At 39.6% G+C, this 15,124-nt stretch carries 9 protein-coding genes and 1 pseudogene; 6 read left to right on the top strand and 4 right to left on the bottom strand.

The genetic code is table 11. The features are described from left to right. Positions 1-65: 65 nt before the first annotated feature. From DSM106972_RS17905 to DSM106972_RS17890, 5 genes and pseudogenes are all read left to right on the top strand, one after another. Positions 66-989, top strand: coding sequence for a methyltransferase domain-containing protein (locus tag DSM106972_RS17905; protein WP_127081982.1), 924 nt, complete (start codon positions 66-68; stop codon positions 987-989). A gap of 200 nt (positions 990-1,189) precedes the next feature. After that, on the top strand, positions 1,190-3,145 hold the full coding sequence (locus DSM106972_RS17900; protein WP_127081981.1) for an iron uptake porin: 1,956 nt from the start codon (positions 1,190-1,192) through the stop codon (positions 3,143-3,145). Between the two features lie 57 nt (positions 3,146-3,202). After that, complete coding sequence (locus tag DSM106972_RS17895; RefSeq protein ID WP_233787119.1) at positions 3,203-4,450, top strand: hypothetical protein; 1,248 nt, start codon at positions 3,203-3,205, stop codon at positions 4,448-4,450. 192 nt (positions 4,451-4,642) lie between these two features. Continuing rightward, positions 4,643-4,870, top strand: a pseudogene (locus DSM106972_RS55805) (DUF1361 domain-containing protein); the annotation flags it as partial. A 24-nt stretch (positions 4,871-4,894) separates the two neighbouring features. Next, positions 4,895-5,512, top strand: a complete 618-nt coding sequence (locus DSM106972_RS17890) for a DUF1361 domain-containing protein (protein WP_411675317.1) — start codon at positions 4,895-4,897, stop codon at positions 5,510-5,512. A 359-nt stretch (positions 5,513-5,871) separates the two neighbouring features. On the opposite strand, the gene DSM106972_RS17885 is transcribed toward DSM106972_RS17890, so the two are convergent. From DSM106972_RS17885 to DSM106972_RS17870, 4 genes are all read right to left on the bottom strand, one after another. After that, positions 5,872-8,163, bottom strand: a complete 2,292-nt coding sequence (locus DSM106972_RS17885) for a putative PEP-binding protein (RefSeq protein WP_127081979.1) — start codon at positions 8,161-8,163, stop codon at positions 5,872-5,874. A gap of 45 nt (positions 8,164-8,208) precedes the next feature. Beyond that, entirely contained in the window at positions 8,209-8,622 is a 414-nt protein-coding gene (locus tag DSM106972_RS17880) for a hypothetical protein (protein WP_127081978.1), read from the bottom strand. Positions 8,623-8,735: 113 nt separating this feature from the next. Beyond that, positions 8,736-9,914 carry a DNA replication/repair protein RecF gene (recF, locus tag DSM106972_RS17875; protein WP_127081977.1) on the bottom strand — a complete coding sequence of 393 codons (1,179 nt, stop codon included), beginning with the start codon at positions 9,912-9,914 and terminating at the stop codon, positions 8,736-8,738. A gap of 90 nt (positions 9,915-10,004) precedes the next feature. Further along, positions 10,005-12,884 (bottom strand): cation-translocating P-type ATPase, encoded by a 2,880-nt coding sequence (locus DSM106972_RS17870; protein WP_127081976.1) that lies wholly within the window; start codon positions 12,882-12,884, stop codon positions 10,005-10,007. Positions 12,885-13,201: 317 nt separating this feature from the next. Between DSM106972_RS17870 and DSM106972_RS17865 the strand changes: the two genes are divergently transcribed. Then, positions 13,202-14,881 (top strand): transglutaminase domain-containing protein, encoded by a 1,680-nt coding sequence (locus DSM106972_RS17865; protein WP_127081975.1) that lies wholly within the window; start codon positions 13,202-13,204, stop codon positions 14,879-14,881. Positions 14,882-15,124: the final 243 nt, after the last annotated feature.

Here is a 15,124-nt window from a genome sequence, read left to right as displayed (position 1 = left end):
AGAACAGAAACTCTCACTTTCAGCTAAGATAATAAAGTATTGTTAAGATTATTTACAAAATTATTATGAATATCATTTGGCTGTTAACGGTGGTGCTAGGGCTAGGAATAATCTATCTCTTTAGTGCGCGTCGCTACCAATCGAGTGATTCTGTAGCAAATGCCTACGACGAATGGACTCAAGATGGGATTTTAGAATTTTACTGGGGCGAGCATATTCATTTAGGTCACTATGGTACCCCTCCAAAACCCAAAGATTTTCGTGCCGCTAAGGTAGATTTTGTGCATGAGATGGTGCGTTGGGGTGGGTTAGAAAAATTACCACGCGGCGCCTCCGTTTTAGATGTGGGTTGTGGAATTGGAGGTAGTAGCCGAATTTTAGCGCGAGATTATGGTTTTAATGTTACAGGCATTACTATTAGCCCAGAACAAGTAAAGCGGGCACAGGAATTAACGGCGCCAGAAATTCCGGCTAAGTTCCAAGTAGATGATGCGATGAATTTGTCTTTTCCAGATGCCAGTTTTGATGTTGTTTGGTGTATAGAGGCAGGACCTCATATGCCAGATAAAGCAGTTTTTGCAAAAGAACTATTGCGGGTACTTAAGCCAGGAGGTGTGCTTGTAGTAGCAGATTGGAACCAGCGAGATAGCCGAAAGCAACCCTTGGTATTATGGGAACGTTGGGTAATGCGGCAACTACTCGACCAATGGGCACATCCAAAATTTGCCAGTATTGAAGGATTTGCAGAACTTTTGCAAGCAACAGCATTAACACAAGGGGCAGTTACCACTTCTGACTGGACACAAGAAACGCTACCAGCTTGGCTTGACTCCATTTGGCAAGGAATTATTCGTCCTAAAGGTTTAATAAGTTTTGGTTTACCTGGTTTTATCAAATCACTGCGAGAAGTACCCACCCTGTTGTTAATGCGTTTAGCATTTGGTGTTGGTCTATGTCGCTTCGGCATGTTCCGAGCAGTACGTGCGTAGGTAGGGTGCGTGAAAGCCCTAAACAAATATAAATGAAAAAGCAAAACATAATAGCTTTCACGCACCAGATAAAAAATAAGTAAATATACCAATAATTAATTATATTAGTAATTTAAATAACGTATGATTACGTAAAAAATCCTGTGAATAATCTACTTTGCCTGTTAAGTTGATTGTTGGTAGTAGTAAACAGGAATACAATGAGCGATATTAGTCTGCTGATGGCGGGCGTATTAACAACAGGGCAACCATCATTGCCTGTATCACCTATAGAGCCAGAAACTCAGCAAGACAAAACTGCTTTATCTGGCGAAAAATTAGAAAAGCAAAAAGAACCGCAATTCGTTTCTTCATCAAATAAAGTAGCTCCACCAGAGTTTGCACAAACCGAAAATAGCTCCGGACAAACACCTGTGGAACTAAGAACACAGCAAAAAAATATACTTAATAAACTTAAGAAAAAAAGCAGAACGGAAAAAGTAAACGAGGAAGATAAAAATAAACAAGTAAAAAATCTTTCTCCAGTTCGTTTAATTCCTCCTAATGTAACTACCCCCACTTTAAAAAATTCCCCAACTCCTTTAAACCTACCTGAATCTATTTCCCCTGAGACACTTGAGGCAACAGAATCTCAAGAAGATGGGATGTCACAAGTTACATCTGTATCGCAGTTAAATGATGTATTACCTGACTATTGGGCGTTTACAGCTTTACAGTCTTTAGTAGAACGGTATGGATGTATTGCTGGATATCCAGATGCAACATTTAAGGGTAATCGCGCGTTGACTCGTTATGAATTTGCAGCAGGATTAAATGCTTGTATAGACAAAGTGAGCGAGTTAATTGCTGCAAGTAAAGAAAATCTAGCATCGAAAGAAGATTTGGTGACACTGCAACGCTTGCAAACAGAGTTTGAAGCTGAACTGAAAGAAGTTACTGCGCGTGTAGATAATCTTGAAGTTCGTACTGCTCAAGTTGAGGCAAATCAATTTTCTACAAGTACAAAACTTTATGGGCAGGCAATTATTAGCGCTCAAGGAACTAACGAAACTGATATATTTTTATACCGGGGTGAGGAACAACCTCGTAAAGCCAAAACAAACACAACTTTAACAGCGAGTAGCCAAATTACTCTTGCGACTTCGTTTACCGGACGCGATTTACTTTTGACTGGATTATCTGCCGGAAACCTGAAACCTTCTACAGAGTCGGTGTCTACAAATATGGGCAGGTTGGCTTTTGAGTCGGATACTGCAAATGATTTATATCTCAGCGAATTATCATATCGGTTTCCTGTTTCCGATAATTTAGGAGTCATAGTTGGAACAGCAGGAGTTAATGCCGTTAATACTTTTCGTGGTATTAATCCATTAGAAGGTGCAGGTGACGGCGCCATTTCTTTGTTTGCTCAACGTAATCCAATTGTGGCAATTGGTAGCGGTACTGGTGGTATAGGATTCGATTGGCAAATTAGTGACCGAGTAAGTTTACAAGGTGTTTATAGTTCCCAAATACCCAGCTTTTCCGGTGATATAAATATTGGTGGTTTGTTTGGTGGTAACTACACCGCAGGCGCCCAGTTAACGCTCGCACCCAGTAACAATGTAGATATAGGAATTCATTACCTGTTTAACCACTCACCTGACGGCAATATAAGTACTGGTATTGGTGACACACAATTAGCTTCACCTTTGGTACCAGAAACAAGCTTCGATACTCATGCTGTTGGCGCCACTGTGGCATGGCGTGTTAATGAAAATCTTCAATTAGGTGGATGGGGTGGTTGGACTACTTCTAAGCCATTCAACGTAGAAGGTAACGTTGAAAGCACCAACTGGGCAGTATTTGCAGCGCTTCCCAATTTATTGTCACCTGGAAACTTGGGGGGAATTTTATTTGGACAACCACCTAAAATCACATCAAGTACTATGCCAGACGGTTATAACTTACCAAACTTTGCTATCCCAGACTTCGAGACAGGTGGTGCCCAAGGAGGACGTGATGATACTTCATTACATCTAGAAATGTTCTATCGTGCCCAAATTAATGACAATATTGCTTTAACTCCAGGTTTATTTGTAATTTTTAATCCTAACCATAACGCCGATAATAATGCTTTGATTGTCGGCGCCTTGCGTGCAACATTCCGGTTTTAGTTTTACATCTATGTAAATGTAACTAAACGTACTACGTGTGCGGTTTAGGAGATAAAAATGCACCTTTCAAACAGTAATTCAAACAATAATTTAGGCTCACAGTCAAATACAAGCGATAAGTTACAAAATCAAAACTTGTATAAATTAGGATTTTCTGCCCTAAGTTGTGGTGGGTTAGCGTTTCTATTGTTAGGATTAGGAGCTTCACATGCAGCAGCTCAGCTGACAATTCAAAGCACAGGAACAATATCTGGGACATTACGATTTCCATTTGGACCAACTACTAACGGTCGCGTGACTCGTATTGACACAGATAAAAACGGTACTTACTTCCGTAATATTGGCACCAGAAGTAATCCAAATTTAGTACCAGTTTATTCTTCTCAATTTGTACAAATTGAAACAAATCCAGATGGTTCTTTTAAGAAAGCTTTTGTAGACTTTTTAGGACTTCAATTTATATCATCAAACGGGTCAATTACTTCACCAGCGCTTTCAGGAGGTCAACTCAAAACTTATAGATATCAAGGTAGACCAAACCCAGAATTTCAAATTAATTTTCAAGCAGCAGTTCAAGACGAATTAGCTTTACAAAGAGCTTTTTACGAAGGTGTTGTAACTGACCCCAGAACGGGACAGCAGTATCAAGGAGTCTTTGAAATCAACGGACAAGGGCCTCGTTACAGCGATAGAAATGGTGGGGATAGTCCTACAGTTTTTGATTTTAAAACAGACTATAACCCTAAATCTGGTACTAGACCTAGACCAGCGCTTAATTCCTATACGATGAAGAACACCCCCTTGGTGCGGTTAACAATTACAGTACCAGCGGGAATGCAACCAATTAATCCTGGTGGGACTCCAGTGGCGCCACCCGTTGTAACTCCAGTGGCGCCACCCGTTGCAACTCCAGTAACACCACCCATTGCAACTCCAGTAACACCGCCCATTGCAACTCCAGTAACACCGCCTATTGCAACTCCAGTAACACCTCCAATCATGGCGCCTATTGAAACTCCAGTAACACCTCCAATCACGGCGCCTATTGAAACTCCAGTCACGGAGCCTATTGATAGTGATTCATTTATTTCTAGTTCACCAACGGCGCCTACTATTTCAACTCCCACATCGCCTTCAGAACAGACAGGTATCGAATTTAGCAGCGGAAAAGTCGCAATAAATTCCGATAGCGCAATTCGGCAAATTACATCAGAACAAACAGGTTGTTTGAAAGATACAGTCAACTGCCGTCCACAAAATCAGTCCAGACCAATAGGCCCTCGTAGTCGTGTATTAGTGCGCTAGTAATATAAAGAAACCTGGTTTCTGGAATTTCTGTAATTTCACGTGTAGATAGTTAAAATAGCGATAATTGGTGTAAAGTCAGCACTCATACATTAAAAATTCACACTTTTGCCACACTGCCACCACTATCGATGTCGCTATACTTTAACAAAACACGTGAAAATTTTTCCTAGGGTCTTCTACCCAGGATGTATGTACTACTTTATTTATTTTTCAGGAATAGGTATGAAAACAGAGCTAATAGAATTAACTGCTAGAGTCACGCAGGTTTTACAAATCAATAGCACATGGATGGTTTGGAATCTTTTTCTGGCATTTATACCCTTAGTTCTTAGTATTTGGTTATTTCGCAACAAACGTGACCATATAGGCACTTGGGCACTTGGATTTCTTGCGTTATTTGCCTGTGTATCTCCTAATAGAGACTATATAAAAAGATTTTCAATCGCTATCATAAATCACATCACAAATTTTTCCACGCTTAAGTTAGCTTTACTTTTGGCTTTTGGGTTACTACCACTTGGCATTTGGATATACAAGAGTAAGTACGGAAGTTCTACGTTTTGGTGGTTAGGTTTTGTTGTATTCTATGCTTTTTTACCAAATGCTCCTTATTTATTGACTGATGTCATCCACCTTATAGATGATATTCGCACGATTCAATCAGTGTGGATGATTACTTTAGTTTTAATTCCTCTTTACATATTTGTAATTTTTGCAGGATTTGAAGCTTACGTAGTTTCTTTGATAAATTTAGGTTCTCACTTACACCGCGTTGGTAAGAGTCAATGGATTTTAGGAATCGAAATAACAACCCATGCTCTATCTGCGGTTGGTATATATTGGGGAAGATTTTTACGCTTTAATAGTTGGGATTTGGTTACTCAACCTGATTATTTGTTAACGCGCGGAGTTGAAGAGTTGCTAGGGAAACAACCTTTGGTGATTATTGCTATTACCTTCGCGATTTTAACTGGGTTGTACTGGTTAATGAAGCGGGTAACTTTGGGTTTTGTCAGGCAATCAAACCGTAGAATGAATATTCACTCGGTAAATAATTAAGGCAACGGATGTAACGGATGCAACGGATGCAACGGATGTAACGGATGAAAAATCGGTTACAAACAAATTTAAAAGCATTGCTTAAAATTCACCATCCGTTACATCCGTTTACAATCCGTTGCCAATCCACTTGGAATTAATTACAGTTGCAATTACACTTCTGCCGCTAAGAGTTGTATTGGTAAACGATTCAAACAAGTTTGCATACTTCTAAGTAATTTTGTATCAGTCAACCATCTGCTGTGAATCTGTTTGCTTCCAACTGGGCAAGGATAAGCAATTTTGCCTTAAATCTATCTGCTGCTAATCATTCAAGCTTAGAGTACCGAGAATTCTGAGCAATTTTTGCAGTTTTATATTCACGAGAGGGTTTTTCTTGCCGCTTCTAAAATAATTCGCTGTTCCGCACGTGCTATTGCATGGTGAGTTCTTTGTATTGCTTCGGGTTCGACGGAAATTGATGTTATACCCCATTGTACTAATTGGTCGATTATTTCTGGGTATAATACAGGCGCCTGACCACATATAGAACAAGGTATATTGTACGAACGTGCTGTGTCAATTAATTGTTTTATCGCGCGCATTACGGCAGGATGACACTCGTTTAAGTTTCTTAATTGCTGAAATTCTCTATCGACTCCTAGCAAGAGTTGTGTTAAATCATTTGTACCAATTGCAATTCCTTGCACTCCAGCTTTTATATACTCTGGCAGCATGAATAATACGCTGGGGACTTCTGCCATTATCCACAGTTGGAATTGGGGTATGTGTGTCAGTCCAGATGATTCAACTTTTTGACGACAAAATATAAATTCTTCGACGCTGCGAACAAACGGTAGAATTAAACGCAGGTTATTAAATCCTGCTTGTTGAACTTGTGCTAAAATAGCTAGTTCAAATTCAAATATTTCTGGATTTTGCACATAGCTGAAGGTTCCACGTTCTCCTAAAGATTGTGATGTTGACGTTGCTTCTAATACGTTGAAGCGTAAATCAAGTGACCGATAAAAAATGGGTCGAGGTGTAAATGATGAAGCAAAGCTTATAATTTGCTCGAACCAACGTGTGTGAAATTCTATTCGTCGTTCTTGATTTTGTAAAATACTCAAGTTTTGTTCATTTAAAAAATATACAGCCATCAATTCGGAACGCAGCAACCCAACTCCGTCAATGGGTAAGCTTTGAATTTGCTCTATTAAATGAGCTTGGCTTAAGTTAACCATTAATTGAGTTGAGGTGGGAATCTGTGTAGAAAAGTCTTGCTTTTGTTTCGATTTGGTTATTTCTGTTAAATCCTGGTCAGATGATATTGTGCTAAATTTGACTTTATTTATCTCACCATTATCACCATTAATAGTTAATTTATCACCATTTTTTATTAGTTCTGTAGCTTTATTTACGTTGACTACAGATGGTATTTCAAGCTCACGGGCTAAAATTGCAGCATGAGATGTCAAACCACCAAATTCTGTTATTACTCCTTTACAGTTACGCATTAAAGGTAACCAATCTATACTGATTGAACTCGCAACTAAAATAGTATCTGATGCTAATTTTTGCGGTTTTTCTTGGAAGTTTGTGATTAAATATGCTGTTCCTGTGACTTGACCGGATGAGGCGCCTAGTCCTTTAATAACTTGTTGTGGTGAGTTAGTATAAGCTGTATATTCACCTGGTGTGACCTGCGTTAAATATAGTGTTTCGTTATTTTTTGTTATAGTCCACTTGTAACTGAAGCTTGTAGCGAATTCCTTTGTTAGTTGGTTTGCAAGTTTTAATAACTCTTGTAACTCAGTTTGAGAAAGTGCAAATTTTTGTTGTTCTTGTAGGTCTAATAAGCAACTAAATAAACAACTCGATTCAGGTTCAAGTATAGTATTAGTCTGAGCTAAAAATCCCTGAGAGCAATCTTTGACTTTATATGCTAATATTTTATCACCTAATGATTTTTCAATAATTACACCATCTGGCTTAATTTTGTAATAATCTCCATTTACTTCTCCACTATCAATTGCATTTCCTAATCCCCAATTAGCTTGTACTTCCAAACCAGAGGAATTTGCAACTAATAACCCACTCTTTGTTGCATCCCATAATGGTTGTACCAATATACCAAAATTAACTTGCCGCAGATTAATTCCTTTTTTTTTACAATATAATAAGCTACGAGCGCGAAATAATTGACTCCATGAGCGTTTTAGTGCCAAAGCAATTTCTGTGATATTACACCAACAAACTTGTGATTCTAAAAGTTCAGAGAAATCTTCTATTTCTGAACTAGTATCATTTGTTCCAACGGTTGGACTAAATATCAAACAATTTGCTTGCCATTGACTTGCTGCATCAAATATTAGCTTAACCCATGTGGATGGTACATTCGCAATCATTATTTCCTGACGCAAACTACTAGCGACCTGCTGTAACTGGCGCCAGTTGGTAATATCTAGGTGTAGTTCAGAATAGGGTAAGTCGGTGATAAGAGCTTCTGTATCGAGATTTAAAAGAAACTCGCGTGTTACATCCGCAGCTATAACAAAACCAGGCGCCACTGGGTAACGAAGTTGCAGCAAGCGACCCAAGTTAAACGCCTTATCACCAACGCGGACAAGGTCTTGCTGTTCTATTTGATTAAGCCAATAAAGTCTTTCCACTCAAGTAGTCTTTTTATTGTTGATTAGCGTTTGCAGGCTGACAATTCAATCGAATAATAAAAGTGCTTTTGTGAATATTTCTTCTCCACTTCGAGTTTGAAGTATAGCTTTGACTAATTCTACAAAATTATTGTCTGCTTTATCGTCTGCTTCAATGGTTTTTGTTGCAGCATAAAAGCTAACATCATCCATTTTTAATTCGTTTGTTACACCTGTTTGTAACTCACGTTTTTTATTATCCCAAGAAAGAGATTTGGCGCGTAATGTAAATTGAAACCATACTATCTCCGCATCTTTAAGTTCAAAGAAAATATCAAAGTAAGGTTCTTCTCCTTGATACCAAATTCGCTGTATGCCCTCTTGATTAGGTTTTTTCAGGAGTTTCTGCTCAATTTTGTGTAGAGAAGCTCCTAGCGATTCTATTTCATTGCGACTTAACGCTTTATTACTGTTTTGCATCTTGAACTGTTCCGTATGAGTAGCATTTGTTTCTATAGAAATAATTATTATTTATATGTATGAAAATAATACAAATATAACCATTTATTTATTTATATTAAATCAAACAGCATTTATATTGAAGATTGGGTATAAATTTTCCCACTATCAACCGAAAGTATTTGTGATGAATTCAACCACTGTGAATCAAAAGACCCTAAATGGGTAGTAGTAATCAAAGTTTGAAAACGGTCTTGAATTGCATCAAGCAATTGATTCTGTCTTGACGGATCAAGTTCTGCCAAAACGTCATCGAGTAGCAGTAAAGGAGGTTCCCCAACAACTTCTTCAATTAATTGTAACTCTGCCAACTTAAGGGCTAGAACCAGCGTTCGCTGTTGACCTTGCGAACCGTACTGACGAGCAGGTGTTTGATTGATTGTTAATTCTACTTCGTCACGATGAGGCCCGACAAGGGTAGTTCCTTGACGTAGTTCTGGTATTACACGTTGTTGAATTTTATCTAAAAAGGCTTGCTGAACTTGTTCTGATTGATTTTCAACAGTTTGTACATTTGGAGCATATTTAATTTGCAGTATTTCAGTACTACCACTAATGCTAGCGTGCCATTTAGCAGCAATAGGCGCCAAACGTTGTATAGCTCTCTCGCGTCTTCTAATTACTCTAGTTCCTGTTGTAACAAGTTGTGCATCCCAGATACCCAATTGTTCTGAGTTATGAGTGCTGAGTGCTGAGTGCTGAGTACTGAGTGGGGAGTTGTTGGTTGTGTCGGTACGGGAAGTTGCGGCAATGTTTTTTAGAAAAGCGTTACGTTGACGTAGAACTTGGTTGTATTGCTGTAATATATAGGCATAAACTGGCTCTAATTGTACTAATAATGTATCAAGCCAGTGGCGCCGACCTTCAGGTCCACCACGAACTAATTCTAAATCTAAACTCGAAAATTCAACGGCGTTAAGAACACCAAGAAAATCGGTTTGGCGCCGTATATTTTCTCCATTCAAGTTGACAGTACGGCGCCCGTTACGACGTAAAGTTAAAGCTAGGTCACTAACACCTGTTTGCCGCTTCAAACAAGCTTTAATTTGAGCAATTTCCTCTCCATCACAAACTAATTCTTTATCGCGTGCCATGCGATGGCTTCGCAAAGTCGCCAATAACTCCACAGCTTCCAACAAATTTGACTTACCCTGAGCATTATTACCTAACAAAATAGTTTTCGGAGCTGTGAAATCAATATACTGCTCCCGATAATTACGAAATGCTCGAAGTTGGATAGATTGCAGAAACATAAAACAAAGTTAGGAGTTAGGAGTTAGAAGTTCTGAGTTCTGAGCTATGAGTTAAAACTCAGTACTCAGCACTCAGTACTCATAACTTTTTTAGACGTTTTTCTTGCCAATGAGACGGAAGAAAATTTTCTCAGATTCAATCCAAACGAACATCAGCGCACTAAATCCTATACATACTAACAACTCAGTCATGTTTAGGACATGAGTACCAAAGAAGTCGCGTAGTGGTGGAACGTAAACCAACATTAGCTGCAAGATAGAGGTTACTACTACTGCTGCTAATACATAAGGGTTTGATAGTGGGTTGACTTCAATAGTTAAGCGGTTGTTGGAACGAATTGCAATAGCATGACCCATTTGAGCTAGACACAATGTTGTAAATACCATTGTTTTCCAAGTATCTGGGTTGCCTTGGTAACCCGGAGCGTGAGTATATCCATATGCCCATACCATCATTGTAATAGTAATAATCGCGAAGACTATTCCAATGCGAATCATGTAAGCTCCCAAACCGCGTGCGAATATGCTTTCACGTGGGCTAAATGGTGGACGCTTCATTACATCTGGTTCAGGGGGTTCAACAGCTAATGCTAAAGCGGGCAGACCGTCTGTAACCAAATTCATCCATAAAATTTGTAGTGGGTCTAATGGTACACCTCCTAAACCAAGTAGCGGCGCCGCTGCTACTGTAATGACTTCTCCGATATTACTACCTAGAATATATTTGATAAATCTACGGATATTAGTGTAAACTACACGACCTTCTTTTGTGGCAGCAACAATGGTAGCAAAGTTGTCATCGAGTAAAACCATGTCGCTGGCTTCTTTACTAACATCAGTACCAGTAATACCCATTGCAATACCGATGTCAGCTTGTTTGAGTGCAGGAGCATCGTTAACCCCGTCTCCTGTCATTGCTACAAAACGACCACGCCGCTGTAACGCTTGTACTATTCGTAATTTATGCTCAGGCGCCACTCGTGCGTAAATGCTTACCAGGTCTACTTGCTGCTCAAGTTCCTGGTCGCTCATTTTTTGGAGTTCCTGCCCAATTAAAACTCTGTCGTTACTACCATCAGCAATACCTAAATCTTTAGCTATTGCGCGTGCTGTTAATTGGTGGTCACCTGTAATCATCACAGGACGAATACCAGCTTCGCGAGATTCTTGTACAGCAGCGCGAACTTCTGGACGTGGTGCATCCAGCATTCCCACTAAACCAAGCCATACTAATCCCTGTTCAGAAGTTTCATCAGAATTTTCGGGTGGTATTTCAGTTAATGGCTTGTAAGCGAAACCTAGTACACGCAAACCATTACTCGCCATGTTGTCGTTTTGAGCGAGAATTACTTTACGTATATCATCTGTTAAAAGGATAGAGTGTTTACCATTATCTATTTCATTACAGCGAGCTAATATCAGTTCGGGTGAACCTTTGGTAAACATCAAATATTGTTCTTGACGTACCCGGTCTTTTAACACTGGGTCAATACTGTTCGCTAATAAACCTGTATCAACTGGTTCCACTTTAGTAATAACACTCATCCGCTTGCGTTCGGATGAAAACGGAAATTCGCCGACACGAGGCAGTTTGCTTTCCCACTGGTCTTTTTCGATGCCGCCTTTTCCCGCTAACGTTACTAAGGCGCCTTCTGTAGGGTCTCCTAAAATTTTCCAGTCACCTTTATCGTTTTGTAAGTCTGAGTCATTACAAACAGCACAAGCGACTAACAAAGCAGAAATTTCTGGATTTTGTTCAGGCGTAACAGTTTTTCCATTTAAACTAAACTCACCTTGTGGAGCATAACCATTTCCTGTCACCCCAAATAACTGATTGTTAGTGAAGACTTGCTGCACCACCATTTTATTTTGGGTGAGGGTACCAGTTTTATCAGAACAAATCGTTGTCACTGAACCAAGAGTTTCTACCGCTGGCAACTTACGAATTAAAGCTTTTTGCCTAACCATGCGCTGAGTTCCCAACGCTAAGGTAACAGTAATAACAGCGGGTAGACCTTCTGGTACAACAGCTACAGCCATTGATAACGAAACTTCTACAAGCTCTCTAAACGTGTTTAGCAGTTTGTTTCCAGTCACACCAGAACTTATAGCTTGAAACATCCCAGCCGCAATTACTAGAGCAACTAGAACCAAAGAGCCAGTAACAAGTACATTACCCAATTGAGCCATTCGCTGTTGTAATGGTGTCGGTTCGCTTTCAACGGACTGCAACATTTGGGCAATTTTTCCCAACTCGGTTTTCATACCCGTGTTGGTAACGACAATTTTGCCACGTCCATTTACTACTTCGGTTCCTTGGAAGACTAAATTAATCCTATCGCCCAAAGCTGTTTCTTCTGGCAACGTTAAATCTGACCGCTTGTTAACAGCTTCAGCTTCTCCCGTCAGTGCTGACTCTCGAATTTGCAGGTTTGATTGTTCAATTACTCGCCCGTCTGCTGCTAACTGCACGCCTGCTTCGACTAACATTAAATCACCAGGGACTAAATCCTTACCTGCAATCTCTACTTGTTTGCCGTTGCGGATAACACGAACATTTGGAGAAGATAATTTTTTTAAGGCTGCAAGTGCTTGTTCGGCGCGGCTTTCTTGTACATAACCGAGAATCCCGTTCAAAATAACGATTGCTAAAATGGCAATTGTATCTTTAAAGGGTAATTCGCCCGGTTTGAGTTCTCCCGCACGCCAAGACAGAAAATCTAAAACCCCGGAAACAAAAGCCACCCCAATCAACATCAACAGCATGATGTTTTTGAACTGGTCTATCAAAATTTCCCAGGAACTGCGACCACCAGACTCTTCTAACTCGTTCGATCCATATTTTTGTAAACGCTGTTGAACTTCTTCTGGCGTTAAGCCCTTGTCTGCGCTAGTTGACAGTTGTTGTATTGCTAATTTCGGTTCTAAACTATGCCACACGGCATTATCAGGCAGAGAATGAGCAGACATCGTATTAAGTACTAAGGATTTAGTTACAAATTTCAATCATAATTTAGATATGGTTAGGAAACCATTGACTAAGCTTACACGCTTTATTGTTATAGATATACATCTATATAAGTACTACACAAGTAATACTATATAGATGTTATTAACATTTCATAGGCAAGTTTTCCTCATTCCTAAGTAATATTGACTTTCGATAGAGTAATTTGTAACACATAATTTACCATCATAAGAGTAAATATTGTCTGAAATTGTGCATGAATGAGATAGAGCTTCTTGGAGTTTCAGGCAAATCAAAGCGTTGGACAAATAAGTTTAGTATGAGTTACGCACTGGATAATTTGAATAATCTAACTACGGGTAAGATGTTTGGGCAACGAACAATTAGACCACTTTGTGCAGCCTCGATTTATGGCATCGCCTTCATCAAGGATACACTTATTGCGATTGACCAAAGAAAGGGATTTTTACTAGAAATCAACCCTTATACAGATAACACTAAGGTATTGAATCCACATCAGGTGCGTGAATTTACCGGGGTAACAGGCATTGCTCTCTGCGAAGATACGCTATGGGTGGTGCGAGATAACAGTGTTTATTTATGCAAGCTCAACTCCTTGGGTTTAGAGCATTTCATCACGTTACCTTATCCTGCTGATGGCATAGCTGTATGGGGGTCAACCATTTACGTCAGCTGTCAAAAACTGGGTGGAATTCTCATTTTTGACCGTAACACACGCAAGCAAATTACACACTTTTACGCGCCCGGAGTCGGAGTAGAAAATTTAGCAGTATGTGAAGATACGCTTTGGGTTTGCGACCGTACCGAACAAACCGTTTATGCTCTCGACCGCGCAACAGGAGAAATTCAGTTTAATGTTCTTACACCGTTTGATTCTCCTACAGGCATAGCTATCCACACAGACGAAAATGGCTTAAGTAATATCTATGTTGCTTATGCATCAGATGAGCCTTACGTGCGCGATAATCCTAACGCCGACCCAAACTATGAGGTTGCATATCGTGACCGGACGTTTGTTCATAAGTTACAATATCATTACGACCCAGAAAAGCGTGTTGCTTTATCGAACGGATATCGCATAGAAATGTCTTATGTTGAGGAAGTGGCGCCTCTCGAAGAAATTTATTTGCCCACTTTAGAATGGCATATTGCTTTACCCAGCGATACCGACCGTCAAAAAGTCGTCAGTGTTGAACCAATTGGGCTACCTTTTAGCGAACAAACCGTTGAAGGACAGCGAGTTGCGGTTTTTAAATTTGACGCCCTTACCCCAGGTGAACGCCATGTTCTTGGTTGGAAGGCAATTGTGGAAGTGCGTGGCATTAAATACCGCATTACTCCGCGCGATGTCGAAAATATCCCTGAACTGCCCGAAGAATTCAAAACGCGCTATCTCGTAGACAACGATGACTTGGCAATGGATACGGGTATAGTTATTCGCGCAGCACAAGACGCTGTTGGTACAGAAACTAATATTTTACGGAAAATGTATAACATCCGTAATTATGTGTATGACCAGCTTTCATACGGTATAAAACCTTATATCGACTCTCCTGATGTTGTACTTGAACGTGGTGTAGGTTCGTGTGGTGAGTACGTAGGAGTTTTACTCGCACTATGTCGTTTGAATGGCATAGCTTGCCGTACAGTTGGACGCTATAAATGTCCTGCATTTGCCGAACATCAAAATGTTCCTTTACAACCTGACTTCAATCACGTCTGGTTAGAATTTTATATCCCTGGCTTCGGTTGGTTGCCAATGGAGTCTAACCCTGATGACTTAGGATATTATAGCGCTCATCCAACCCGATTTTTTATGGGTCTATGCTGGTACCATATCGAAATCGGTAAGGGTATTTCATTTGAAAGCTTGTTTAGTAAAGGTGTACGCCTGACAAAAGAAGATATTTCAATCGGTGAGCTAGCTATTAATCACATTCGCTTTACTATTCTTGATGAGTTGCCACCTCAAAAGTAATGAGTAAAAAGTTCTGAGTGCTGAGTTCTGAGTAGAGATGCAAGGTAAATTGCGTCTCTACAATTACTTTTACAGATAATTCATCGTTTTATAGCAAAGCTTTATTCAAGCTTGATTAATCTCAGTATATTCATAGATTACTTTGGAAATTATCACGCACTAAATTTAGTCACTCATATAAAAACAGTAAGATGCTTAAGTAAAATTCTTTAATTATAATCAGGTAATATTATCGATAAACAG

Origin of the sequence: Dulcicalothrix desertica PCC 7102, from assembly GCF_003991905.1 — a bacterium.
Lineage (GTDB): Bacteria > Cyanobacteriota > Cyanobacteriia > Cyanobacteriales > Nostocaceae > Dulcicalothrix > Dulcicalothrix desertica.
Note: the sequence above shows the minus strand (reverse complement) of the source record. Positions and strands in the feature narration are given on the sequence as shown.

Coding starts and splice junctions, on each gene's coding strand:
- DSM106972_RS17865 (WP_127081975.1), top strand. CDS start 13,202: ATGAGTTACGCACTGGATAATTTGAATAATCTAACTACGGGTAAGATG.
- DSM106972_RS17900 (WP_127081981.1), top strand. CDS start 1,190: ATGAGCGATATTAGTCTGCTGATGGCGGGCGTATTAACAACAGGGCAA.
- DSM106972_RS17905 (WP_127081982.1), top strand. CDS start 66: ATGAATATCATTTGGCTGTTAACGGTGGTGCTAGGGCTAGGAATAATC.
- DSM106972_RS17870 (WP_127081976.1), bottom strand. CDS start 12,884: ATGTCTGCTCATTCTCTGCCTGATAATGCCGTGTGGCATAGTTTAGAA.
- DSM106972_RS17880 (WP_127081978.1), bottom strand. CDS start 8,622: ATGCAAAACAGTAATAAAGCGTTAAGTCGCAATGAAATAGAATCGCTA.
- recF (WP_127081977.1), bottom strand. CDS start 9,914: ATGTTTCTGCAATCTATCCAACTTCGAGCATTTCGTAATTATCGGGAG.
- DSM106972_RS17895 (WP_233787119.1), top strand. CDS start 3,203: ATGCACCTTTCAAACAGTAATTCAAACAATAATTTAGGCTCACAGTCA.